20 protein-coding genes are annotated in these 23,611 nt (G+C 60.7%); 4 read left to right on the top strand and 16 right to left on the bottom strand.

Annotated features, from left to right (window positions below; translation table 11 throughout):
* The 4 genes from AC1DIS_RS16740 to rloA2 form a co-directional block, all read right to left on the bottom strand.
* The coding region (locus AC1DIS_RS16740) for an inner membrane CreD family protein (RefSeq protein WP_477780980.1) at positions 1–344 on the bottom strand (344 nt) is incomplete at its 3' end.
* A gap of 119 nt (positions 345–463) precedes the next feature.
* Positions 464–1,891 carry a two-component system sensor histidine kinase CreC gene (gene creC / locus AC1DIS_RS16735; protein ID WP_477743643.1) on the bottom strand — a complete coding sequence of 476 codons (1,428 nt, stop codon included), beginning with the start codon at positions 1,889–1,891 and terminating at the stop codon, positions 464–466.
* Positions 1,891–2,580: a two-component system response regulator CreB gene (gene creB / locus AC1DIS_RS16730; protein WP_064620824.1), complete on the bottom strand. Its 690-nt coding sequence runs from the start codon at positions 2,578–2,580 to the stop codon at positions 1,891–1,893. Before creB ends, creC begins: the two co-directional genes overlap by 1 nt.
* A gap of 59 nt (positions 2,581–2,639) precedes the next feature.
* Positions 2,640–3,146 carry a retropepsin-like aspartic peptidase RloA2 gene (gene rloA2 / locus AC1DIS_RS16725; protein WP_018928803.1) on the bottom strand — a complete coding sequence of 169 codons (507 nt, stop codon included), beginning with the start codon at positions 3,144–3,146 and terminating at the stop codon, positions 2,640–2,642.
* A gap of 338 nt (positions 3,147–3,484) precedes the next feature.
* On the opposite strand from rloA2, the gene AC1DIS_RS16720 reads away from it, so the two are divergent.
* Complete coding sequence (locus AC1DIS_RS16720; RefSeq protein ID WP_018928802.1) at positions 3,485–4,369, top strand: acyltransferase; 885 nt, start codon at positions 3,485–3,487, stop codon at positions 4,367–4,369.
* A gap of 1 nt (position 4,370) precedes the next feature.
* On the opposite strand, the gene AC1DIS_RS16715 is transcribed toward AC1DIS_RS16720, so the two are convergent.
* From AC1DIS_RS16715 to AC1DIS_RS16675, 9 genes are all read right to left on the bottom strand, one after another.
* The gene (locus tag AC1DIS_RS16715; protein WP_018928801.1) at positions 4,371–4,985 is read right to left on the bottom strand and encodes a DUF2780 domain-containing protein; all 615 of its coding nucleotides are present in this window, start codon (positions 4,983–4,985) and stop codon (positions 4,371–4,373) included.
* Between the two features lie 351 nt (positions 4,986–5,336).
* Positions 5,337–6,536 (bottom strand): formaldehyde dehydrogenase, glutathione-independent, encoded by a 1,200-nt coding sequence (gene fdhA, locus AC1DIS_RS16710; protein WP_018928800.1) that lies wholly within the window; start codon positions 6,534–6,536, stop codon positions 5,337–5,339.
* Positions 6,537–6,688: 152 nt separating this feature from the next.
* Complete coding sequence (gene purU, locus AC1DIS_RS16705) at positions 6,689–7,546, bottom strand: formyltetrahydrofolate deformylase (protein WP_018928799.1); 858 nt, start codon at positions 7,544–7,546, stop codon at positions 6,689–6,691.
* A gap of 178 nt (positions 7,547–7,724) precedes the next feature.
* Positions 7,725–8,357 carry a sarcosine oxidase subunit gamma gene (locus tag AC1DIS_RS16700; protein ID WP_477743642.1) on the bottom strand — a complete coding sequence of 211 codons (633 nt, stop codon included), beginning with the start codon at positions 8,355–8,357 and terminating at the stop codon, positions 7,725–7,727.
* A 57-nt stretch (positions 8,358–8,414) separates the two neighbouring features.
* Positions 8,415–11,432, bottom strand: a complete 3,018-nt coding sequence (locus tag AC1DIS_RS16695; RefSeq protein ID WP_018928797.1) for a sarcosine oxidase subunit alpha — start codon at positions 11,430–11,432, stop codon at positions 8,415–8,417.
* On the bottom strand, positions 11,429–11,758 hold the full coding sequence (locus tag AC1DIS_RS16690; RefSeq protein WP_007907563.1) for a sarcosine oxidase subunit delta: 330 nt from the start codon (positions 11,756–11,758) through the stop codon (positions 11,429–11,431). Before AC1DIS_RS16690 ends, AC1DIS_RS16695 begins: the two co-directional genes overlap by 4 nt.
* A gap of 14 nt (positions 11,759–11,772) precedes the next feature.
* Positions 11,773–13,023: a sarcosine oxidase subunit beta gene (locus AC1DIS_RS16685; RefSeq protein ID WP_007936415.1), complete on the bottom strand. Its 1,251-nt coding sequence runs from the start codon at positions 13,021–13,023 to the stop codon at positions 11,773–11,775.
* 23 nt (positions 13,024–13,046) lie between these two features.
* On the bottom strand, positions 13,047–14,300 hold the full coding sequence (gene glyA / locus AC1DIS_RS16680) for a serine hydroxymethyltransferase (protein ID WP_018928796.1): 1,254 nt from the start codon (positions 14,298–14,300) through the stop codon (positions 13,047–13,049).
* A 317-nt stretch (positions 14,301–14,617) separates the two neighbouring features.
* Positions 14,618–15,334, bottom strand: a complete 717-nt coding sequence (locus tag AC1DIS_RS16675) for a TraX family protein (RefSeq protein WP_064620833.1) — start codon at positions 15,332–15,334, stop codon at positions 14,618–14,620.
* A gap of 127 nt (positions 15,335–15,461) precedes the next feature.
* Between AC1DIS_RS16675 and AC1DIS_RS16670 the strand changes: the two genes are divergently transcribed.
* Entirely contained in the window at positions 15,462–16,502 is a 1,041-nt protein-coding gene (locus tag AC1DIS_RS16670; protein ID WP_018928794.1) for a threonine aldolase family protein, read from the top strand.
* 343 nt (positions 16,503–16,845) lie between these two features.
* A complete protein-coding gene (locus AC1DIS_RS16665; protein WP_428636150.1) occupies positions 16,846–17,670 on the top strand; it encodes an SDR family oxidoreductase in 825 nt (274 codons plus the stop codon).
* A 72-nt stretch (positions 17,671–17,742) separates the two neighbouring features.
* Here AC1DIS_RS16665 and gbcB read toward each other — a convergent pair whose 3' ends face one another.
* Positions 17,743–18,843 (bottom strand): glycine-betaine demethylase subunit GbcB, encoded by a 1,101-nt coding sequence (gene gbcB / locus AC1DIS_RS16660; RefSeq protein ID WP_018928792.1) that lies wholly within the window; start codon positions 18,841–18,843, stop codon positions 17,743–17,745.
* Positions 18,844–19,125: 282 nt separating this feature from the next.
* Here gbcB and gbcA point away from each other — a divergent pair, with 282 nt between their 5' ends.
* Positions 19,126–20,421 (top strand): glycine-betaine demethylase subunit GbcA, encoded by a 1,296-nt coding sequence (gbcA, locus tag AC1DIS_RS16655; RefSeq protein WP_064621364.1) that lies wholly within the window; start codon positions 19,126–19,128, stop codon positions 20,419–20,421.
* 48 nt (positions 20,422–20,469) lie between these two features.
* Here the strand turns inward: gbcA and AC1DIS_RS16650 are convergent, their stop codons facing one another.
* Both AC1DIS_RS16650 and AC1DIS_RS16645 read right to left on the bottom strand, forming a co-directional pair.
* Positions 20,470–21,714, bottom strand: a complete 1,245-nt coding sequence (locus AC1DIS_RS16650; RefSeq protein WP_018928790.1) for a metallophosphoesterase family protein — start codon at positions 21,712–21,714, stop codon at positions 20,470–20,472.
* 26 nt (positions 21,715–21,740) lie between these two features.
* Positions 21,741–23,609, bottom strand: a complete 1,869-nt coding sequence (locus tag AC1DIS_RS16645; RefSeq protein ID WP_477780979.1) for a c-type cytochrome — start codon at positions 23,607–23,609, stop codon at positions 21,741–21,743.
* Positions 23,610–23,611 lie beyond the last annotated feature (2 nt).

Below are 23,611 nucleotides of genomic sequence, written 5' to 3'. Positions count from 1 at the left end.
GCCTCGTAGATGCCCCGGGAGCGCAGCTCTGTCTGGACCTGGCCGTCGAGTTCGAAACGCTCCGGCAAGAAATACAAACGTCCACGCTCCTCGCCGACATCCTGATAACGCTGGTTGGTTTTTTCGTTGGTTTTCCAGGTGCGCACTGTTTTGCGATAGGGCACCACCATCAGCGGGCCGCTCAATTGCTGGCTGTAACTGGAACTGCGGGCGATGTCTTCGAGTACACCGTCACGCAGTTGCTGGCGCTCCTGGATCACGCCGTTGATCATCAGTAGCGGGATCAGCAGCAACAGAATCAGCAGRGCAATTGCCCCGAGTTTTAGGGTCAGGCTTCGGTTCATGGGACTCTCCCTGTTTGGATGGGGAAAGTCTGGATTGGGTATGTGGGGGTTTTGTGGGAGGAATGTGGAGAGTGTGTGGAATTTGCGCTCGGCGCAGCAGCTGCCGAAGGCGGCGATCTTCAGCGGCTTGAAGGCAACCGCAAACGCACTTGAACACCGCCGTCGACGTTGCCGATACTCATCACACCACCATGTAACTTGACCACTTCCTCAACGAAGTTGAGCCCCAAACCGGTGCTCTTGCGTCCACTGTCCGGACGCGGCAGTGAGTAGAAGCGCTCGCTCAAGCGTGGCAACGCATAGTCGGGAATCGCTTCGGCCTGGTTGAACAGCTTGAACTCGATCTGCTCACCGACTCGTTCGGCACACAATCGCAGCACGCCGTTCGCTGGGGTGAAGTCCAAGGCATTCTCCAGCAGATTGCCCAGCGCCTGGCGCAATAGGAACGGCTCGCCAAGCAGATTCAGATCCGCCGCAATTTGCCGTTCCACACGCAATTGCTTGCCTTCGATTCGTGCAGCCTGCGCGTTCAACAGTTCTTCCACCAAGCCCGCCAACGGCACCACCACCCGCTCCTCCAACCCTTGGCGTTGCTCAACCTGCGCCAGGTTCAACAGTCGCTCGATCAACTGCTGCATGCGCGCACTTTCGCTGTCGATGTTACTGACGAAGCGCTGCTGCTGGGCTGGCGGCATTTCGCCTTGCAGCAGCTCCGCTGCGCCACGAATCGCCGCCAGCGGGCTTTTCAATTCATGGGTCAGGGTGTGTACATAACGTTCGACGTAGGCTTTGCCTTCGAGCTGGGTGCGCATGTGCTCCAGTGCCGTGGCCAGTTGCTCCAGCTCGCCGCCGCGGTAATGCGGCACCTCGACCCGTCGACCTTCGCTGACGGCCTGGGCATAAGCCGTCAACCGCCGCAGTGCCGCGCTCAGCCACCAGGACAACAGCGCACCGAACAACAAACCGAGGCCAATCAATCCGGCGCCATACGTCAGCAATCGCCGTTCGGTGCGATCGACGTAAGGCTGCAGTGAGCTGTTGGGTTTGGCCACCGTCACCACGCCGATGATCTGGCCGTTGTCGCGAATCGGCGCACCGACGTGCATCACCGACGAGTTCGAGTCATCGGGGTTGCTGCGCGTCGAACGCGCACCGTACTCGCCACGCAGGGTCAGGTAGACGTCGTTCCAGCGCGAGTAGTCCTGGCCCACCGCGATTCCGCTGGAATCCAGCACCACGATGCCTTTGGCATCGGTGACGTAAATGCGGTGATTGACCTGATTCTTCGACAGGCCCCAGATTTTCGCCTGCGGTTGTCGCTCGCCATAAGCCTTGAGCAACTCGGGCCAGCGGTTCTGGCTGAGGGTGCCGGCCTTGAAGTCGTCGCGCAGGATCTCGGCCATCAGGTTGGCGGTGTCCACCAGGGTTTCTTCGGTGGATTGGCGCACACCGGGGCGGATTTCTTCCATCACGGTGTTGAGCACGAAGTAGCCGGTCAGGCCGATGAACAGCACGTAGACCAGAAAAATCCGGATCCCCAGTGACATCAGCTGTGCCCCGGGCTGTAGCTGTAGCCGAGGCCACGATGAGTCTGGATCGGCTCGGCGTCGGCCTTCACCAGGCGCAACTTGGCGCGCACGCTCTTGATGTGGCTGTCGATGCTGCGCTCGTAACCGGCATCGGCGGCCACCCCCAGCGCATCGAGCAATTGCTCGCGGCTGAAGACTCGCTCAGGTTGTTCCAACAGGCATTGCAGCAAACGAAACTCATGGCGAGTCAGGCTCAGCGGCTGGTTGCGATAGCTGATCTGCACCCGTTCGCCGTCGATGCGAAACAGCGCTGAAGCCACCTCCGACATCTCCGCCACCGGTCGTGGCGCCATGCGCTTGAGAATCGCCCGGACCCGCGCCGCCACTTCCCGGGGGCTGAACGGTTTGACCACGTAGTCGTCGGCGCCGATTTCCAGGCCCACCACGCGGTCGATCTCGGCGTCACGGGCACTGAGGAACATCACCGGCACGTCACTGAAACGCCGCAATTGCTTGCAGGTCTCGAAGCCGCTGATATCCGGCAGGCCGATATCGAGAATGATCAGGTCGGCGGGCGTGGCGCGCTGATGTTCGAGCGCCGCCGCGCCAAGGCTCAACCAGGTGGTGGTAAAGCCCTCGCCCTGCAAGGCGAAAATCAGGGTGTCGGCAATCGCCGCTTCGTCTTCGACAATCAGGATATGAGGCATGGCGTCCGAGCCCACTGGTTAAGTGGGCGAACGGTGCCCCAAGGCTGATTCGCCGTCAATCAGCAGTCGGGTTTGTCGGCTGTAAAGCGACGCGCCGGGTTCACTGCTGCGCCGAATTCGCGCAGGGCTTTGGCGCCGATCAGCAGTGGATAGTTGAAGCTGCTGCGGTCGGTGAGGTTGACCTCGACGGTGCGCTTGACGTTGCCCAGGCACAGTTCCAGATCGACCACCGGACGCTTGGTCACTTCGCTCACGGCCTTGTCTTCATCTTCTTCATCGGCACGGTTCTTGATCTTGCTGATCCGCGCGACCTTGTGTTCGTAGACCTTGTTGCTCGCGCCTTTGGTGGCGAGACGGAAACGTACCCACTCGTCGCCGTCGCGGGTGAAGGTTTCGATGTCTTTGGCCGACAGCGACGCGGTCAGGGCGCCGGTGTCCATTTTGGCCTTGAGGACTTCACCGCCGATTTCCGGCAGCGCGATGTATTCGTAACGCCCGTACAGGGTCGGCTCGGCGGCCAGGACCGGCAGGGTCACGAGGGCAAGCAGTGCAAGGAGAGATTTCACGTAAGGGGCTTCCTTGAGGGATGTGGACGCATTGGCCGAATTCTAGACCGCAAAAAACAACGATAGTTGGACCACTTCCCACTTTTGTGGCGAGGTAGCTTGCTCCCGTTCGGGGGCGCGGCGCTCGCAAAACCGTTGCCTGCGGTATACCTGAAAATCGCGGCGCCTGGTTTTAGGGCCGCTGCGCAACCCAGCGGGAGCAAGCTCCCTCGCCACAAAGGCAACAGCGATACGCTGAGAGCATACCGCTACCAAGGTGAAACATTCGTCACCACCGATTTGGCCTGCCAACCGAAGCTGCTTATCATGGCGCGCCCACACGCTTTCAAGAGTTATCTATGCGCCGCCTGCTCACCGGCTGTTTCGTTACCCTGCTGCTATTGCTCAACACGCTGGTCCTGTTCGGGCCTTTGATGGTGTTCGCGCTGCTCAAACTGCTCCTGCCCGGGCGCTTTCGCGATTACGCCTCGTGGGCGGTGATGTGGATTGCCGAAACCTGGGCCGAGATCGACAAGCTGATCTTCCGCCTGTGCATTCCCACCCAATGGGACATTCGCGGCGGCGATGAGCTGCGCGGCGACACCTCGTATCTGGTGATCGGTAACCATCAGTCCTGGGTCGATATCCCGGCGCTGATCCAGGCACTGAACCGGCGCACGCCGTTCTTCAAGTTCTTCCTCAAGAAAGAACTGATCTGGGTGCCATTCCTGGGCCTCGCCTGGTGGGCGTTGGACTATCCGTTCATGAAGCGCTACAGCAAGGCGTTCCTGGAGAAGCACCCGGAGCTGGCCGGCAAGGACCTGGAGATCACTAAACAAGCTTGCGAGTTGTACAAGCGCCAGCCGGTGACCGTGGTCAACTACCTGGAAGGCACCCGCTACACCGCGGCGAAAAGCGCCCAACAACAGTCACCGTTCACCCACCTGCTCAAGCCCAAGGCGGGCGGCGTGGCGTTCGTGCTGGCGGCGATGGGCGAACAGTTGGACGCCATTCTCGATGTGACGGTGGTGTATCCGCAGCAGAAGATTCCGGGGTTCTGGGATTTGCTTAGTGGCAACGTGCCCAAAGTGATCATCGACATCCACACCCGCGAACTGGACCCGGCACTGTGGCAAGGCGATTACGAAAACGATCCGGAGTTTCGCGAAACAATCCAGAACTGGGTCAACCAGCTCTGGATCGTGAAGGACCGGCGCATCCAGGCACTACGCGCCGAGGGCTGACTCAGCTACCGGCGCCGGTGCCCCAGATCCCGCCGAGGTTTTGCAACAGCGAACCGGCAACGCCTTGCTGACCGAGGTATTGCAGGATCACCGGGGCAAACACGCCAACCATCCCGGTGTCCATGCCCAGGGCGCTGAAGGCGTTGTTCAGGTCCTTGGTGTCTTTGACGTTACCCAGCAAGCCATCGAGCAACGCATTCTTGTCCGAGCCCGTGCCGAGCAACCCACCCAAGCCAGTCAGGCTACTGATCGCGCTGTTGCCGGCGATCTGAGCGAGGCCCGGCACGGTTTTGCTCAGTTCGGAGAAGTCCTGGCCGCTGAGCTGATTCCTCGCCAGGCCCAGCATCGCACCGGCGCCGCCGATGGCCTGCTCCGGGGTAATGTCGAGCTGCGAACCCAGGGTATTGAGCAAACCGGCGGCCTTGGGCGCCGCCGCCACGATGCCATCGACATCATCGGCCTCGACACCCTCGACATCCTCGTCGTCCTGCATCGATGACACCGCCTTGACCGCATCGCTGAGGCTTAACTGTGCAAAGGCCGGGCTGGCGGCCAGCGTCGTCAACGAAGCGACAGCCATGAGCGATGCCAGTGCAAAACAGCGTGAAACGTTCATCCAGACATCCTCTTGTGCCATGAAAGCCGCCCGGTAACGGCGGGGCGGCAAAACTGCTGATTGGACCGGATGTACGCCAGCATGTTCCTCGTTTGCGTGGGCATTTATCCCCAGGTGGCGTCTATAAAACGTGCCTCCTGGGACGCAACCGATGAACGGTATGACCGAACCGGCTGCATCTGAGTTCTGGACAATGAGGTCAACTGGAAAGCGACGTCTACGGCATGGAGCAAATCAGATTATCGTTCGAGTTCCATTGGTGATCGCTCATTTTCTCTGAGCAATTACGTGCCACTCGCCATAAAAAAGGGCGACATCACTGTCGCCCTTTTTTCCGTCTTGCTCCAGGCCTTACGCCGCACTAAACAACTTGTGCGGATCGATCACAAACTTCTTCGGCACGCCGGCATCGAACTCGCCGTAACCCCGTGGCGCGTCATCCAGGCTGATGACTTCCACGCCGACGATTTCGGCAATCTTGATGCGGTCCCACATGATCGCCTGCATCAGCTGGCGGTTGTACTTCATCACTGGCGTCTGGCCGGTGTGGAAGCTGTGGGATTTGGCCCAGCCCAGGCCGAAGCGAATGCTCAGGCTGCCCATTTTCGCGGCAGCGTCCACTGCACCCGGATCTTCGGTGACGTACAGGCCAGGAATACCGATTTTGCCAGCGACGCGAACCACGCCCATCAGCGAGTTGAGTACAGTGGCGGGAGCCTCGTGCTTCACGCCGGCATGGCCGTGACCGCGAGCTTCGAAGCCTACGGCATCGACGGCGCAGTCCACTTCTGGTTCGCCCAACAGTGCAGCGATTTGTTCGTGCAGCGGGGTGTCTGTCGACAGGTCGGCGATTTCGAAACCCTGAGCCTTGGCATGGGCCAGGCGGATCGGGTTGACGTCACCGATGATCACCACCGCAGCACCCAACAGGCGAGCGGAAGCGGCAGCTGCCAGGCCAACCGGGCCGGCGCCGGCAATGTACACGGTGCTGCCAGGGCCGACGCCGGCAGTCACTGCGCCGTGGTAACCGGTGGGCAGGATGTCGGAGAGACAGGTCAGGTCACGGATTTTTTCCATGGCCCGGTCGCGATCTGGAAGTTTCAGCAGGTTGAAGTCGGCATACGGTACAAACGCGTATTCGGCCTGGCCACCGGTCCAGTCACCCATGTCGACATAACCATAGGCACCGCCCGGACGCGCCGGGTTAACGCTCAGGCAGACGCCAGTATGTTGCTCTTTGCACGAACGGCAACGGCCACAGGCAACGTTGAAAGGTACCGACACCAAGTCGCCGATCTGCAGGTTCTCGACACCGCTGCCCTTCTCGATCACTTCACCCGTGATCTCGTGGCCCAGCACCAGACCGGTCTGAGCGGTGGTACGCCCGCGCACCATGTGCTGATCGGAACCACAGATGTTGGTGGAAACTACGCGCAGGATGACACCGTGCTCGATCTTCCTGCCGCGCGGGTCCTGCATTTTGGGATAGTCGATTTTCTGTACTTCGACCTTGCCTGCGCCGAGATACACCACACCACGATTACCAGACATGCTTTCACCTCGCTGTTGTTTTTATGTAGCGGTCGCGTCGCCAGGAAACGGCGGCGCGTTGATTGCTCGATAAATCAAAAGATCGTCCGAACGCGGCCCGAACCTTCGGCAGCGTCTACAGAGGCAGGCGATCTTTTCAGGCAGTAAAAACGCTAGAGAACAACTGTCCTGTTAGCGTTAAGGAACACGCGTCTTTCAATGTGATAACCCACCGCCCGCGCCAACGTCAGCCCTTCGATATCCCGCCCCTTGGCGATCAAGTCTTCGGGATAGTGGCTGTGATCCACGGCTTCCACGCCCTGGGCGATGATCGGACCTTCATCCAGATCGTTGTTGATGTAATGCGCCGTGGCGCCGACCAGTTTCACGCCTTTGTTGTAGGCCTGGTGATACGGCTTGGCGCCCTTGAAGCCCGGCAGCAGGGAGTGGTGAATGTTGATCGCCTTGCCGTCGAGTTTGCGGCACAGCTCTGGCGACAGAACCTGCATGTAGCGGGCAAGGATCACCAGCTCGGCGCCGGCCTCTTCGATCACCTGCCAGACCTGGCGCTCTTGCGATGGTTTGTCGTTGGGGTCCAGAGGAAAGTGGTAGTACGGAATCTGGTGCCAGTCGGCCAACGGCTTGAGGTCCGGGTGGTTGGAGACCACCGCGACCACGTCCATCGACAACTGGCCGATGCGCTGGCGGTAGAGCAAGTCGTTGAGGCAGTGATCGGCCTTGGAGACCATGATCACCACTTTCGGCCGGTAGTTCGGCGGGGTCAGCTCGAAGACCATCCCGAAGGCGGCACCACGCTCCGCCAGGCCTGCGCGGAAGGCTTGTTCGTCGAAAGCGTCGGGTTGCCGAAACTCCACTCGGATGAAGAAACGGCCTGAGAGCCGGTCATCAAAGGAGTGGTGCTCGGTGACGTAGCAGCCCTGCTCGAACAGAAAGCGGGTCACCGCATCCACGGTGCCGAGGACGCTTGGGCAGTCGGCGGTCAGAATCCATGTGTCTGGGGCGCGGCTCATAGTGCGGTGACTCCTGCTGCTACATCTGTGATCAGAGAGAACTCTGTGGCGAGGGAGCTTGCTCCCGCTGGGTTGCGAAGCGACCCCTATGTCAGCAACCGCATTCCTGCAGAAGGAACGCGGATTCAGGTTTTACGACTGCTGCGCAGCCGAGCGGGAGCAAGCTCCCTCGCCACAATTACGCCTGGACGCTAAGCCCGTATTCAGCCGACGCATCCTGCAACCACAACCACCAGTAATCCGAGAAGCTGCGGCGAATCAGCAGTTCCCAGGTGTCTTCGGCGGTATGGCGGATCATCAGTTGCGACTTGGCGAACACCGTGCCAACAGCCTTGCCCACCGGGAAGTTGTTGGGGTGCACGTCATAGCTGGTGGACTTCATCAGCACCTGACGCACGTTCGGGCCGCTGAGTTCGAGGATCTGCTGGCCACCGCTGACGTTGACGATCTGGATGTGCAGGTCGCCCAGCGCTTCACGGAGTTTTTTCTCGGTGGCGAATTCTTCACCGGTCGGCACGATCAGCAGCCATTCATCCGGCCCCATCCATTGCAGGCTGGTTTCGCCTTTGATGATCACGGTCAGCGCACCTGGCAACTCGATGCCAAGGGCCTTGTGCACACCAGCGGCGAACGCGGCGTCGTGGCCATCGCCACGGATGGTCAGGTGACCGAGGAGTTTTTTCTCACGCACGATCACGCCGGCGTTCTTGCGCCCCTTGCCCACCAGGCTGGCGAGGTCGGCATGATGCAGCGACGACTCGGCCTTGGCCCCGGTGGTTGGGCGTTGTTGGTAAACATTGGCTGCGGTCATAAAGCACCTGTCTTGAATTCTTTGTCGCCCCCCGCGCCTGGCGCGGGGGGTGATCGATTACACGTTCTGGCGATCGCCTTTCGGATCGAAGAACACCGAAGAAACGATTTCCGCCTCGATCACGCTGCCGTCGGCCAGCGGTGCGAACACCCGCTCACCCATGCGCTTCAAGCCGCCTTTCACCACGCCCATGGCAAACGAATAGCCCAGGGAGTTGTGCAAGTAACTGGAAGTCACGTGCCCCACCATGGTCATCGGAATCGCTTGCTTGGTGTTGAACACCAGTTGCGCACCTTCCGGCAGCCATTTGGTCGGATCGATCGGCTTCAGGCCAACCAGCTGTTTGCGCTGATCACGCACACAGTCTTCGCGGTTCATGCCACGCCAGCCGATCCACGAGAACGGTTTGGTGCGACCGACACACCAGCCCATGTTCAGGTCGTCCGGGGTCATCGAGCTGTCAGTATCCTGACCGACGATGATGAAGCCCTTCTCGGCCCGCAGTACGTGCATGGTTTCAGTGCCATATGGCGTCAGGTTGTACTTCTTGCCAGCATCAACAATTTTTTCCAGCACGCCCATCGCATAGTCGGCCTGCACGTTGACTTCGTACGACAGCTCACCGGTAAACGAAATCCGGAAAATCCGCGCCGGCACGCCACCGACCAGGGCTTCTTTCCAGGTCATGAACGGGAAGGCTTCGTTGCTCAGGTCGGCGTCGGTGACTTCGCTGAGCAGCTTGCGGCTGTTCGGCCCGGACAGGGTCATGGTTGCCCAGTGATCCGTCACGGAAGTGAAGTACACCTTCAGGTCTGGCCATTCGGTCTGGTGGTAGATTTCCAGCCATTGCAGCACGCGCGCAGCGCCGCCGGTGGTGGTGGTCATCACGAAATGGTTGTCGGCCAGGCATGCAGTCACGCCGTCGTCGAACACCATGCCGTCTTCTTTACACATCAGGCCGTAGCGCGCCTTGCCCACGTCGAGCTTGGTCCAGGCGTTGGTGTAGATGCGGTTGAGGAACTCGCGGGAGTCCGGGCCCTGGATGTCGATCTTGCCCAGGGTCGAAGCGTCCAGCAGGCCGACGCTGTCGCGCACGGCTTTGCATTCGCGTTTTACGGCGGCATGCAGGTCTTCACCGTTTTTCGGGAAGTACCAAGGACGTTTCCACTGACCGACGTCTTCGAACTCGGCGCCATTCTTAACGTGCCAGTGATGCAGCGCGGTGAAGCGAACCGGCTCGAAGATGTGCCCACAGTGACGACCGGCCACGGCGCCGAAAGTCACCGGCGTGTAGTTCGGACGGAACATGGTGGTGCCCATCTGCGGGATGGTCACGTTCAGCGAACGGGCGGCGATGGCCAGGCCGTTGACGTTGCCGAGCTTGCCCTGATCGGTGCCGAAGCCCAGTGCGGTGTAGCGCTTGACGTGCTCGACCGACTCGAAGCCTTCGCGGGTCGCCAGTTCGATGGCGGCTGCGGTGACGTCGTTCTGCAGGTCGACGAATTGCTTCGGCGCACGGGCAGTGGCTTTTTCGTGAGGCACCTGGAACAGCGCCAGCGTCGGCTCTTCGAGTCGGCTCAGGGCTTTGGGCAGTACGCCTTCGACCTTGCCGAAACCAGCTTCGCTGGCAGCGCGAGCACCGCCTTCAAAACCATCGGCCAACGAATCGCCGAGGCTGTAGACGCCGTTGATGCCACCGACGCACACGCGTTTCTGCGGTGCTTCGCCCGGTACGAAACCGAGGATGTCTTCACGCCAGATCGGCTTGCCACCCAGGTGCGAAGCCAGGTGAACCACCGGGCTGTAGCCGCCGGAGCTGGCGACCAGGTCGCAATCGAGCCATTCGCCCGGGCTGGTCACGGTGTGTGCTTTTACATCAATCGCTGCAACGCGAGCGGCGGTCACGTGCTTGCTGCCACGGGCCTCGATCACGGCGCTGCCGGTCAGGATGCGAATGCCTTTGGCCCGCGCTTCTTCCACCAGCGCACCGCGAGGGTTGCTGCGGGCGTCGGCGATGGCCACCACTTGCAGGCTGGCGTCGAGCCAGTCCAGGGCAACGCGGTAGGCGTGGTCGTTGTTGGTCGACAGCACCAGTTTCTTGCCCGGTGCCACACCGTAGCGACGCACGTAGGTCGACACAGCGCCGGCGAGCATGTTGCCCGGCACGTCGTTGTTACCGTAAACCAGTGGACGCTCGTGAGCGCCTGTCGCCAGCACCACGCGCTTGGCGCGAACCCGGTGGATGCGCTGACGCACCTGGCCGATCGGAGCGCGGTCGCCGAGGTGATCGGTGAGGCGCTCGTGAATGGTCAGGAAGTTATGGTCGTGGTAACCGTTGACCGTGGCGCGCGGCAACAGCAGCACGTCAGGGGTGTTTTTCAGCTCGGCGATGACGCTGGCAACCCACTCGGTAGCTGGTTTGCCATCGAGGCTTTCGCGGGAGTCGAGCAGGCTGCCGCCGAACTCTTCCTGCTCATCGGCCAGGATCACACGGGCGCCGCTGCGGGCAGCCGCCAGTGCAGCCGCCAGACCCGCAGGGCCAGCGCCGACGATCAGCACGTCGCAGTGCTGGTTCATGTAGTCGTAGGTGTCCGGATCGTTCTCGGTCGGCGAACGGCCAAGACCGGCTGCCTTACGAATGTACTTCTCGTAAGTCATCCAGAACGATTGCGGGTACATGAAGGTTTTGTAGTAGAAGCCCGGTGGCATCAGCTTGCCGCCGACCTTGCCGAGAATCCCCATCATGTCGTTGTTCACGCTTGGCCAGCCGTTGGTGCTGGTGGCGACCAGGCCTTGATACAACGCTTGTTGCGTGGCGCGTACGTTCGGGATCTGCGTGGCTTCGGTCGCACCGATCTGCAGCACGGCGTTCGGCTCTTCGGCACCGGCGGCGAAGATGCCGCGAGGACGCGAATACTTGAAGCTGCGGCCGACGATATCGACACCGTTGGCCAGCAAGGCTGCGGCCAGCGAGTCGCCTTCAAAGCCTTTGTAGACCTGGCCGTTGAAGGTGAAGCTCAGCACTTTGTTGCGGTCGATGCGTCCGCCGTTGGACAGGCGATTGATCTGGCTCATACCTTCTCTCCCAGAGCCGTGGCGGCCGCTTTCGGGCTGTCGGTCTTGTCGGTGAACTGCGGCTTGGTGCCGATCTTGTAGGTTTCGAGAATCTCGTAGGTCACGGTGTCACGGGTCACGTTGAAGTACTGACGGCAACCGGCGACGTGATCCCACAGTTCGTGGTGCAGACCGCGAGGGTTATCGCGGAAGAACATGTAGTCGCCCCACTCCTCGTCGGTGCAGCTGTTCGGATCCAGTGGACGCGGGATGTGCGCCTGGCCGGATGCATGGAATTCCTCTTCGGAGCGCAGTTCGCCACAGTGAGGACAGAAGATATGCAACATAGGGATTTCTCCTGTTAGTGGGCGACTGCTGCAGCGCCGTGTTCGTCGATCAACGCACCGCTGTGGAAGCGGTCGATGGAGAAAGGTGCAGCCAATGGGTGCATTTCACCCTTGGCCAGGCTTGCGGCAAACACGTTGCCCGAGCCAGGTGTAGCCTTGAAGCCACCAGTGCCCCAACCGCAGTTGAAGAACATGTTCGGTACCGGAGTCTTCGAGATGATCGGGCACGCATCCGGCGTGGTGTCGACGATGCCGCCCCACTGACGGTTCATGCGTACGCGCGACAGCACCGGGAACATCTCGACGATGGCCTGGATGGTGTGCTCGATCACCGGGTACGAACCACGCTGGCCGTAGCCGTTGTAGCCGTCGATACCGGCGCCGATCACCAGGTCGCCCTTGTCGGACTGGCTGATGTAACCGTGTACGGCGTTGGACATGATCACGCTGTCGATAATCGGCTTGATCGGCTCGGACACCAGCGCTTGCAGCGGGTGCGATTCGATCGGCAGGCGGAAACCGGCGAGTTTGGCCATGTGCCCGGAGTTACCGGCAGTCACCACGCCGACGCGCTTGGCGCCGATGAAGCCCTTGTTGGTTTCAACACCGATGCACACACCGTTTTCCTTACGGAAACCGATCACTTCGGTCTGCTGGATCAGGTCCACGCCCAAGGCGTCGGCGGCACGGGCAAAGCCCCACGCCACGGCATCGTGACGGGCCACGCCGCCGCGACGCTGGACGGTAGCGCCCATCACCGGGTAGCGGGTGTTCTTGGAGCAGTCGAGGTACGGGATCTCGTCTGCCACTTGCTTGGCATCGAGCAGTTCGCCGTCCACGCCGTTGAGGCGGTTGGCGCTGACCCGACGCTCGGAATCACGAATGTCCTGCAGGGTGTGGCACAGGTTGTAGACGCCACGCTGGGAGAACATCACGTTGTAGTTCAGGTCCTGGGACAGGCCTTCCCACAATTTCATCGCGTGTTCGTACAGGTGTGCCGACTCGTCCCACAGGTAGTTGGAACGCACGATGGTGGTGTTGCGCGCGGTGTTACCGCCGCCCAGCCAGCCCTTCTCGACCACGGCCACGTTGGTGATGCCGTGTTCCTTGGCCAGGTAGTAGGCGGTCGCCAGACCATGCCCGCCACCGCCGACGATGACCACGTCGTAGACCTTTTTCGGGGTCGGCGTACGCCACATGCGCTGCCAGTTTTCATGGTGGCTGAGGGAGTGTTTGAAGAGGCCGAAGCCCGAATAGCGTTGCATAGTCATTTACTCCAAAACCGCGCTCAGCGATAAACCGGGAAGTCCGCGCACAGGGCTGCCACATGCTGCGCGACATTGGCCTCGACATCGGCGTCGCCGAGGTTGTCGAGGATGTCGCAGATCCAGCCAGCCAGTTCAACACACTGGGTAACCTTGAAGCCGCGAGTGGTCACCGCCGGGGTGCCGATACGCAGGCCGGAGGTCACGAACGGCGACTGTGGATCGTTCGGGACAGCGTTCTTGTTCACGGTGATGTGGGCGCGACCGAGTGCTGCGTCCGCCTCTTTACCGGTGAGGCCCTGACGGATCAGGCTGACCAGGAACAGGTGGTTATCGGTACCGCCGGACACTACATCGTAGCCGCGTTTGATAAATACGCCGGCCATTGCCTTGGCGTTGTCGATCACTTGTTGCTGGTAGGCCTTGAAGCCAGGCTCCAGTGCTTCCTTGAAGCACACTGCTTTACCGGCGATGACGTGCATCAACGGGCCGCCCTGGGCACCAGGGAATACCGCGGCGTTGAGCTTCTTCTCGATTTCTTCGTTAGCCTTGGCCAGGATCAGGCCACCACGTGGACCGCGCAGGGTCTTGTGGGTGGTGGTGGTCACCACGTCGGCGTATGGCAGCGGGTTCGGGTACAGGCCAGCGGCGACCAGACCGGCAACGTGAGCCATGTCGACGAACAGCAGGGCACCGACCTTGTCAGCGATCTGGCGGAAACGCGGGAAATCGAGGGTCTTGGAGTAGGCCGAGAAACCGGCGACGATCATCTTCGGCTTGCATTCGACGGCCAGACGCTCGACTTCGTCGTAGTCGATCAGGCCGGTTTTGGTGTCGATGCCGTACTGCACGGCGTTGTACAGCTTGCCCGACGACGACACTTTGGCACCGTGGGTCAGGTGACCGCCGTGGGCCAGGCTCATGCCCAGAATGGTGTCGCCGGCTTGCAGCAGGGCCAGGTAAACGGCGCTGTTGGCCGAAGAACCGGAGTGCGGCTGCACGTTGGCGTAATCGGCACCGAACAATTGCTTGGCGCGTTCGATGGCCAGGGCTTCAACTTTGTCGACGTGCTCGCAACCACCGTAGTAGCGCTTGCCCGGATAGCCTTCGGCGTATTTGTTGGTCAGGCCACTGCCTTGCGCTTCCATCACGCGCTTGCTGGTGTAGTTCTCTGACGCGATCAGCTCGATGTGATCTTCCTGGCGTTGCTCCTCGGCATTCATCGCCGCCAGCAGTGCATCGTCGTAACCCTGAATCTGGTCTTGCTTGCTGAACATCGCGTCTCTCCCAGCGGCGGCGGTGCGCCTTTCGTCTCGGTGAGGCACTGGCATTTCGGCAGTGCCCTTTGATAGCGATGGTATGACCGGCGCAGACAGGTCAAATGCCTATGGACGCCACGCAAAGGTGCGTTTACGACATGGGCCGAAATGGGTGAACGGGCGAACACCCCTGTGGCGAGGGAGCTTGCTCCCGCTCGACTGCGAAGCAGTCGTGAAACCGACAAATTCGATCTAACTGACGAACCACATGCGCCGGGTTTGGGTCTGCTGCGCAGCCCAGCGGGAGCAAGCCCCCTCGCCACAGGGGACGGGCGTCAGGCGATGAGTTGGCGCAAGGCCAAAAGTACGAGGAAATGCCCGGGATAAAGGGCGTAGGCCCAGCGGCGCATCGGCGGTGGCTGGATGCCTTGGGCATGTCGCAATAGCAGCAGGCCCGAGAATGGCGCAATCAGACAAACGACAATACCCAAAATCGCCGCACCGCTGCCGAACCAGGCAGCGGAGTACAGCACTTGCCATTGATTGGCCGCCAGGCACACCAGCCCCGGCAACAGGCCGAAATACCAGGGCCGCTGGATCACCAGCAACATCGCCAGTGGCAACAGCACGCCGAAAAAGCCGAACATCAATCGCTGCGGGAACAGTGCCGCCAGCACCAAGGCAACGACCGCCAACAGACGCGACTGAACTGGCCCGTGCTGCCAGCCACGGGCCACCAGCAACCCCATGACCAGCGTAGGCAATACATTCAAGGTGTCGTGATCAGGAATGTACATCCGATACGGAATTTCGCTCAGGGCACTAAACAGCAACAACCAACCGAGGTAGCGCCACTGGCCGTCGGTCGTCACTGTACGGACACGCGCCAGGTTCGCCGCCATCGCCAGACAGAACCACGGGAACGCCAATCTGCCCGGCACATACAGCAGATCGAGGGAATAACCGACATATCGCAGGTGATCGAGCACCATGCTCAACAGCGCCAGCCACTTGAGCAGATCCAGTGCACCGTCCCTCTGCGTCATGTGCATAATTGCCCGAGGCATTTGTATTTTTCTGACAGACTCATCCCGTGTGCTCCCCGGACGATCTTCGGTAAAGTGCACATCATCATTGACCAACGAAGCGCCACAAGCGCCTCGATCACGGAAGCCGGCCATGACCGACAAGAGCCAACAATTCGCCAGCGACAACTATTCCGGTATTTGCCCTGAAGCCTGGGCTGCCATGGAACAGGCCAACCACGGACACCAGCGCGCTTATGGCGACGATGAGTGGACCGCACGCGCCGCGGATCAATTCCGCAAACTGTTCGAAACCGACTGCGAAGTGTTCTTCGCCTTCAACGGCACCGCGGCCAACTCGTTGGCCCTGTCGTCGCTGTGCCAGAGTTACCACAGCGTGATCTGCTCGGAAACCGCCCACGTCGAAACCGACGAATGCGGCGCTCCGGAGTTTTTCTCCAACGGTTCCAAGCTGCTCATCGCCCGCACCGAAAACGGCAAGCTGACCCCGGAATCGATCCGCGAAATTGCCCTCAAGCGCCAGGATATCCACTACCCGAAACCGCGCGTCGTGACCCTGACCCAGGCCACTGAAGTCGGCAGCGTGTACACCCCGGAAGAAATCCGCGCCATCAGCGTCACCTGTAAAGAACTGGGCTTGAACCTGCACATGGACGGTGCCCGTTTCTCCAACGCCTGCGCTTATCTGGGCTGCTCGCCAGCCGACCTGACCTGGAAGGCCGGCGTCGACGTGCTGTGCTTTGGCGGTACGAAAAACGGCATGGCGGTGGGCGAAGCGATTCTGTTCTTCAACCACAAACTGGCCGAAGACTTCGACTACCGCTGCAAACAGGCCGGGCAACTGGCGTCGAAGATGCGCTTCCTCTCGGCCCCCTGGGTCGGGATTCTTGAAAACGACGCCTGGCTCAAATACGCCCGCCACGCCAACCACTGCGCGCAGTTGCTGGCCGAACTGGTGAGCGACATTCCTGGCGTCGAGCTGATGTTCCCGGTGCAGGCCAACGGTGTGTTCCTGCAACTCTCCGAGCCGGCCATCGCCGCACTGACCGCCAAGGGCTGGCGCTTCTACACCTTCATCGGCAACGGCGGCGCACGGTTCATGTGCTCGTGGGACACCGAAGAAGAACGCGTGCGGGAACTGGCGGCGGATATCCGGCACGTGATGACAGCCTGACTCCCTCCCCCTCACCACAGGCTCTGTGTTCCACCTCAGCTATTTGGTTGAAATGCGACTTTGTGGCGAGGGAGCTTGCTCCCGCTCGGCTGCGCAGCAGTCGTAAAACCAGCCAACGCGGTCCACCTGACAGACCGCATGCTCAGGCTTTGGGGCTGCTTCGCAACCCAACGGGAGCAAGCTCCCTCGCCACAGGTTCTGCGCTCGACCTCAGCTATTTGATTGGCAAGAGATCTTATGGCGAGGGGGCTTGCCCCCCCTTGCCACAGTCCCGCACGAGTTGGTCTACATTGACTGCGAGCCGTTTCGATCCGCTCGGATCACGCCAATCGGGAGCGTCCGCATGTCACTACAAGGCAAAACCCTGTTCATCACCGGCGCCAGTCGCGGGATTGGTCGTGAGATTGCGCTGCGGGCCGCGCGCGACGGGGCCAACATCGTGATTGCCGCGAAAAGCGCCGCCCCTCACCCCAAACTGCCTGGCACCATCTTCAGCGTGGCAGCGGAAGTCGAAGCCGCGGGTGGCAAGGCGCTGGCCCTGGAGGTGGATGTGCGCGATGAAACCATCGTGCGCCAGGCCCTGGCTGACGCCAATGAGCATTTCGGCGGCATCGACGCGCTGATCAACAATGCAGGAGCGATCAAGCTGACCGGCGTGCAGCACATCGAACTCAAGCGCTTCGACCTGATGCACCAGATCAACACCCGCGCCGTGCTGCTGTGCAGCCAGGCCGCCCTGCCCTATCTGAAAAAATCCAGCGGCCACATCCTCAACCTGTCACCGCCGTTGAACCTGGCCACCAAATGGTTCGCCCAATACAGCCCCTACACCGTCACCAAGTACGGCATGAGCATGCTCACCCTGGGCATGAGCGAGGAATTCGCCGCCTACGGTATCAGCGTCAACTCTCTATGGCCGCAGACCATGATCGCCACGGCCGCGATCGAGTTTCAGCTCGGATCGCGCGAATCTTTCAAACATGCCCGCACACCCGCGATCATGGCGGATGCCGCCCACGTCATTCTCGACAGCAGCGGTCGCAGCATTACCGGTCGGTTGCTGATCGATGAGGAGATTTTGCGCGAGCAAGGGGTGACGGATTTTGAAGGGTATCGGTATGCGCCTGATTCCACCGACAAACTGATGCCAGACCTGTTTGTCGACTGACTGAAGCGCGCCCTCTACGGGAGCTGCCGAAGGCTGCTCCTGTAGAGGTTATTCAGCGATCATCTCGACCGATCAATACTCGATCCGCACGTCACCCTTCGGCACGCTGCAGCAAGACAGGATGAACCCCTCGGCTTCGTCTTCCTCGGTAATCCCGCCGTTGTGTTCCATTGCCACTTCGCCGGCAAGCTTCATTACCTTGCAGGTACCGCAGATACCCATGCCGCAGGCCTTGGGGATCATCAGGCCCAGCTTGGCGGCAGCGGCGTGGACGGTTTCGCCCGGAGCCACGCGGATGCTCTTGCCGGAGGCGGTGAATTCCACCTGGTGCAGGTCGGCGGCGTCGATTGCAGGGGCGTCGGCCGCTTGTTCAGCGTGTTCCTCTGCATCGGCGATAGCCTCTGGCGGTGTGGCGCCGAAGGACTCTTCGTGGTAGCGCTTCATATTGAAGCCGGCGTTTTCCAGCAAACGCTTGACCGCATTCATGTAGGGCGTCGGGCCGCAGCAGAACACTTCCCGCTCAAGGAAGTCCGGGACCATCAGTTCGAGCATCTTGTGGTTGAGATAACCGCGGTATCCGGCCCACGGCTCACCGAAACCGTGTTTCTCGCAGATCAGGTGCAGGCTGAAGTTTTCGATCCGCGCCGCCATGTGCTCCAGCTCGCGGTGATAAATGATGTCTTTCGGCGAGCGGGCGCTATGGATGAAGGCCATATCGACATTGCCGTTGGTATCGAAGAACCAGCGCGCCATGGACATCACCGGGGTGATGCCCACGCCGCCGCTGAGGTACAGCACTTTCGGGTTCGGAAAGTCGATGGCGTTGAACAGCCCGACCGGGCCGTGCACCGCCAGCTCGTAACCTTCATGCAGGGTGTCATGCAACCAGTTCGAGACCTTGCCGCCCGGTACGCGCTTGATCGTCACCGAGAAGCTGTACGGCACCGACGGCGAGCTGGAAATGGTGTACGAACGCATGATCTGCTGGCCTTCGATTTCCAGCTCCAGGGTGACGAATTGCCCCGGTTTGAAGAAGAACATGATCGGCTGGTCGGCCATAAAGCAGAAGGTGCGCACATCCCAGGTTTCCTGGATGACTTTGACGCAACGGACAATGTGTCGACCATTGGCCCAGGTCTGGGTGGTTACCGGGTTCAGGAAGTTGTTGGACATGCTGATCTCCACGGCCGACTACCGGCCTTTATGTTGGCGATTCTGCGTATAGCGCAGCCCCGCCATTTACCTATCTGCGACATTGACATACTTATCGCGACCAGCCCCCAATTACCGGGGGTTGGGCGTCGGGAACAGATTGGGCCATGTCGCCCATGGATAAGGTTCCGGGGAGCGCCGGCCCCACACTCGCCCCATACCAAGACACAACCTTTACACCTTGCGTAGCAAACCTGATCAGCCACTTTCGCGGCCACGCAGATGGCCTTGAGGAAACACATGATGGACGTCACCACTACCCTGAGCCTCGGCGATCCACTGGAACCCGCACGCAAGGCCACCGCGCAGATGCTGCATGAGCGCGAGCGCACTTTCTCGCTGCCGCAGCCTTTTTACTCTGACGAGCGGCTGTTTGATATCGACATGCAGGAAATCTTCCAGAAAGAGTGGTTGATTGCCGGCATGACCTGCGAGATCCCGACCAAGGGCAACTACCTGACCCTGCAAGTCGGCAAGAACCCGATCATCGTGATTCGTGGCGCCGATGGCGTGGTCCATGCGTTCCACAACGTCTGCCGCCACCGTGGTTCACGCCTGTGCACCAGTGAAAAAGGCAAGGTCGCCAAACTGGTCTGCCACTACCACCAGTGGACGTACGAGCTGGACGGTCGCCTGCTGTTCGCCGGCACCGAAATGGGCGCCGACTTCGACATGAAGCAATACGGCCTCAAACCGGTGAACGTGAAGACCGCCGGCGGTTACATCTTCATCAGCCTGGCAGAAAACCCGCCGGCCATCGATGACTTCCTGTCGACGCTCAGCCATTACATGGAACCGTACGACATGGAGAACACCAAGGTGGCGGTGCAAACCACCTTGATGGAAAAGGCCAACTGGAAACTGGTGCTGGAAAACAACCGCGAGTGCTACCACTGCGGCGGTTCACACCCGGAATTGCTGAAAACCCTGCTGGAATGGGACGACGTCACCGATCCGCGTGCCGACCAGGCCTTCAAGGACCACGTAGCCGCTTCCGCCGCTGCCTGGGAAGCCGAGAAGATCCCTTACGCCCACGCCAGTTTCGGCCTGCGTAACCGTATCGTGCGCATGCCGCTGCTCAAGGGCACCGTATCGATGACCATGGACGGCAAACAAGGCTGCGCCAAACTGATGGGCCGCATCAAGAACCCGGACCTGGGCTCGATGCGCATCCTGCACCTGCCGCACTCGTGGAACCACTGCATGGGCGACCACATCATCGTGTTCACCGTGTGGCCGATCAGCGCCCAGGAAACCATGGTCACCACCAAGTGGATCGTCCACAAGGACGCGGTCGAAGGCGTGGACTACGACGTGGAGCGCATGCGCCAGGTCTGGGATGCGACCAACGACCAGGACCGTCGCCTGGCCGAAGAGAACCAGCGCGGGATCAACTCCACCGCGTACCAGCCAGGGCCTTACTCCAAGACCTATGAATTCGGCGTGGTGAACTTCGTGGACTGGTACAGCGAGCGGATGCTGAACAACCTGGGGGCCGAGCCTGCGCCTTACCTCAAAGGTGTTCCGGTTCAGGGTTAATCGAAATCTGATCGTTCCCACGCCAGGCGTGGGAACGATCCTTCCTCGCTAAATTGAAGACCACCGCACCGAACCATCCTCGCCAATAAACGTCTCTTCGATGTTCTCCCCCACCAGCCGCACCTTCACATAACCGTTCAACACCCGATCCGGGTACGCCTCATCCCGCGCATTTTGCGTTTCCGACCACAGCACCCCCGGATGCCCGTTCAGCTCGCTGGCATTGCCATAGGGAATCGCCCCGTGCCCGGCGCAACGTGCATGCAAGCCACCTTGAGTGGCATAGCAGATGCCGTTATGCAAATGCCCCCAATACCAGTAATCCGGCTCGCGCCCCAAGGCATCGCAGACCGGCTTGTACAGCGCGGTCTTGTCACGCCCGGTAATGTCAAAGCCCTGGTGATGACTGAGCACCATGATCTTCTTGCGTTTGGGCAGGTCTTTCATCCAGTCGATCTGCTGCTTGTTCAGCGCGCCGTCCATATACAGGTTGATTGGACTGGAGGCATAAGCCGAGTCGATCCCGACCACCAGCCAGTCATCGTTGTACAACGCAAAATAACTGGTGCCCTGCTGCGCCGGGAAACGTTTGGCCAGTTCCTTGAAGTAGCCATGGGCGCCGCTGTACATCTCGTGGTTGGAGTTGAGAGTGAATGAGCCCTGCTTGCCCATCGGCCAACCGACCATGTCGACGTCTTCCTGGGAGCGGGTGCCGGCGTAATACACATCCCCCAGATGAATGGTGAAGTCGGCCTGGGCCAGTTGCATCTGATCGGCCACCGCCACTGCCGGGGCATGACTGTCGAACGGCCCGGTGCCCCAGTCGCCGGCAATGGCCAGGGTCACGTCACTGTCCATGCGCATCAACGCCGGGTTGGTAGCGAACGGTGCGTGATGCCGCAGGTTCTCGATCCACTTGAGCAACGCTTCGCTCCACAACAGATCCAGCAGCTCCCATTTGCGACAACCGAGCAGGCTGCCATCCTTGAGCACTTGGGTCTGCAGCTCATCTACCGATTGCGGCAAGGGGCTGGCGTTGCCGATGTGCAGGATCGACAAACCGTGGGACAACTCCCACGGCACACTCGGTTGATCGTCCGGCAAGTCGCCGTGCTTGAGCACGTATTGCGCCTGATCGTGCCCCCGCTGCAGCAGCGCGACGATGGCTTGGTACTCCTCCGGTTCAAGCTCGCTGACGAGCTTCTTCCAGGCCATTTCCAGCCGTGTGAACAGCCCGTGCAGGCGCACCTTCACCTTGTCGTATTCATGTTCCCAATGTCTGACCAATGACATGTCGCTTTCCTCCATCCGTAGTGGAATCACAGGGTTTTCATGAACTCGATGAGCGCCCGCTTATCGAGCTCCGACAACTGCGTGCCGTACAGGTGGCCACCGTTGTGGTTGCCCTCCAGGCGCGTGTCGTATTTGAAGTCCGCCGAGGCTTTCACCTGCTCGCCACTGGTGATGAAGCCGACCTTRTCCTTGTCGTAAATGTCGGAACCGGTGAAGAACACCTGCGGCCGCAGTTCCGGCGGCTGCAGCAAATCCCACAGGGTCGGCACCGAGCCGTTGTGCAAGTACGGCGCGCGCAACCAGATGCCGTCGGTGGGCGTATTGCTGTAGCTCTGGGTCTTGCGGTAAGCACCAAAGTCGAACGGCGGTTTCTTGAAGCCGTGGAAGGCTGTCACTAAACCGGTGGTGAACGAGTTCAGCCGATGGGGATCGGTGCCCAGTTCATCAATCGTGGTGGTGACCTGACCGGTGTCGGTGCGGCCGAAGTCATGGCAACCGRCACAATTCTTTTCCCAGACCGGCTTGCCCCGGGCGACCTTGGCCTGATCCAGCGCGAACGGCCAGGCCGGTGCCTTGTGGCCCAGCAGCCAATTGGTCACCCGGTTGAAACTGTCCGGCAGCACCGACTCCGGCGTCGCACCCACGGCCATGGCCGCCGCGTAGTTGCGCTCATGGATATCGTTGTTGTTGCCGTCCCAGTGCAGGTACAGCGATTCCCGGGGTTTCTGGTTCCAGACTTGCGGCAAGTCGACGGTGCCGATGGTCGAGTCATCCGGGAAGCCGAACACCACCATTTTCGTCGGGTTGAAAGTGTCGGTACGCCCCGGCCCTTGCGGTGCGCGCAGCTTCTGCCAGGCATAAGCCTGTTTCTGTTTGATCAGCGCGCTGGTGGCCATCGGGATGATCAGATAGCGGTTGTACAGGCGCTCGAAGAACCCGAGCTGGAACTTGCTGTTGATCGCAGTCATCACCGCGTCGGGGGTGAATTTGGGGTCGCTCGCGCAATCGTAGGCGAACCACTGGAAGGCCTGCAGTTGCAGGGTATTGGCCGGTGCGGAGGCCACCGGGGTAGCAACATCGCTGGCATTGGCGCGGTAGGAGCCGGTGTGGCACAAGGCGCAGTTGGGCTCCACGGTCGGGTAGCCGATCTGCCGCTTGGCCATGCCGATCGGCAGGTCCTTGCCGTTCTCGTAGAGGAAACCGAACACTTCGTAACCGCCGGGCTTCGGCAGTTTCTCCGGGCACATCTGCGGCAACACGGCGAACAGGTAATAGGGAATCCGTGCTTCGATGCCCAGGCCGATGGCGGCGTATTTGTAGTGGTCTTCGTCAGAAGCGTATTGCTCGGCCGGCACCACTCGCAGCATCTGGTACCAGGTTTCGTAACCGATAAACCCCAACGCCAGCACCACGACCAGCGTGGCGACCTTGAAGCTGTGCCGCCGCCAGCGTCGCGCCCACGCTGCGCACCACTCACGCCAGCCATCGCGAAGCAGGGCGAACGGCCGATTGGCCGGCGCGCTGCCCAGATACAGCAGAATCCCGAGGATCAGGAACATGCCCAGATCGCCCAGCAGCATCGGCACGAACACCTGGGCCTGGTTGCTGGTGTTGATCAGGTAAATCCAGAACGCCACGGCGACCAACCGTGACAATACGCACAGCCACGAATGCACCACGTATTTGGGGGCATTGAAGCCTGACGGCATGTAAAAAAGGCTGATCCCCACCAGCAACATGCCGGCGTTCTCCAGCCAAGGATCGGAGAGCTGCGGAGGCATCCCGAGCATCGAGGTCAGCAACGCCGGCGCGAACAGCGCCGGAATCGCGAAGACCATGTTCATTGCGATGCCTATCCAGATGAAGCGTTGAAACCAGCGGATGTAACTGTCCATGG

The organism is Pseudomonas sp. 05N433, from assembly GCF_056396925.1.
This window is presented reverse-complemented; position numbering and strand designations above follow the sequence as displayed.

Bases quoted from the DNA above. Each gene is read 5' to 3' on its own strand.
- glyA (WP_018928796.1), bottom strand. From the start codon at position 14,300: ATGTTCAGCAAGCAAGACCAGATTCAGGGTTACGACGATGCACTGCTG.
- fdhA (WP_018928800.1), bottom strand. From the start codon at position 6,536: ATGTCTGGTAATCGTGGTGTGGTGTATCTCGGCGCAGGCAAGGTCGAA.
- gbcB (WP_018928792.1), bottom strand. From the start codon at position 18,843: ATGTCCAACAACTTCCTGAACCCGGTAACCACCCAGACCTGGGCCAAT.
- creC (WP_477743643.1), bottom strand. From the start codon at position 1,891: ATGTCACTGGGGATCCGGATTTTTCTGGTCTACGTGCTGTTCATCGGC.
- creB (WP_064620824.1), bottom strand. From the start codon at position 2,580: ATGCCTCATATCCTGATTGTCGAAGACGAAGCGGCGATTGCCGACACC.
- AC1DIS_RS16685 (WP_007936415.1), bottom strand. From the start codon at position 13,023: ATGCAACGCTATTCGGGCTTCGGCCTCTTCAAACACTCCCTCAGCCAC.
- AC1DIS_RS16665 (WP_428636150.1), top strand. From the start codon at position 16,846: ATGTCACTACAAGGCAAAACCCTGTTCATCACCGGCGCCAGTCGCGGG.
- AC1DIS_RS16650 (WP_018928790.1), bottom strand. From the start codon at position 21,714: ATGTCATTGGTCAGACATTGGGAACATGAATACGACAAGGTGAAGGTG.
- AC1DIS_RS16720 (WP_018928802.1), top strand. From the start codon at position 3,485: ATGCGCCGCCTGCTCACCGGCTGTTTCGTTACCCTGCTGCTATTGCTC.
- gbcA (WP_064621364.1), top strand. From the start codon at position 19,126: ATGGACGTCACCACTACCCTGAGCCTCGGCGATCCACTGGAACCCGCA.
- purU (WP_018928799.1), bottom strand. From the start codon at position 7,546: ATGAGCCGCGCCCCAGACACATGGATTCTGACCGCCGACTGCCCAAGC.
- AC1DIS_RS16700 (WP_477743642.1), bottom strand. From the start codon at position 8,357: ATGACCGCAGCCAATGTTTACCAACAACGCCCAACCACCGGGGCCAAG.
- AC1DIS_RS16675 (WP_064620833.1), bottom strand. From the start codon at position 15,334: ATGCACATGACGCAGAGGGACGGTGCACTGGATCTGCTCAAGTGGCTG.
- AC1DIS_RS16695 (WP_018928797.1), bottom strand. From the start codon at position 11,432: ATGAGCCAGATCAATCGCCTGTCCAACGGCGGACGCATCGACCGCAAC.
- AC1DIS_RS16690 (WP_007907563.1), bottom strand. From the start codon at position 11,758: ATGTTGCATATCTTCTGTCCTCACTGTGGCGAACTGCGCTCCGAAGAG.
- AC1DIS_RS16670 (WP_018928794.1), top strand. From the start codon at position 15,462: ATGACCGACAAGAGCCAACAATTCGCCAGCGACAACTATTCCGGTATT.
- AC1DIS_RS16715 (WP_018928801.1), bottom strand. From the start codon at position 4,985: ATGAACGTTTCACGCTGTTTTGCACTGGCATCGCTCATGGCTGTCGCT.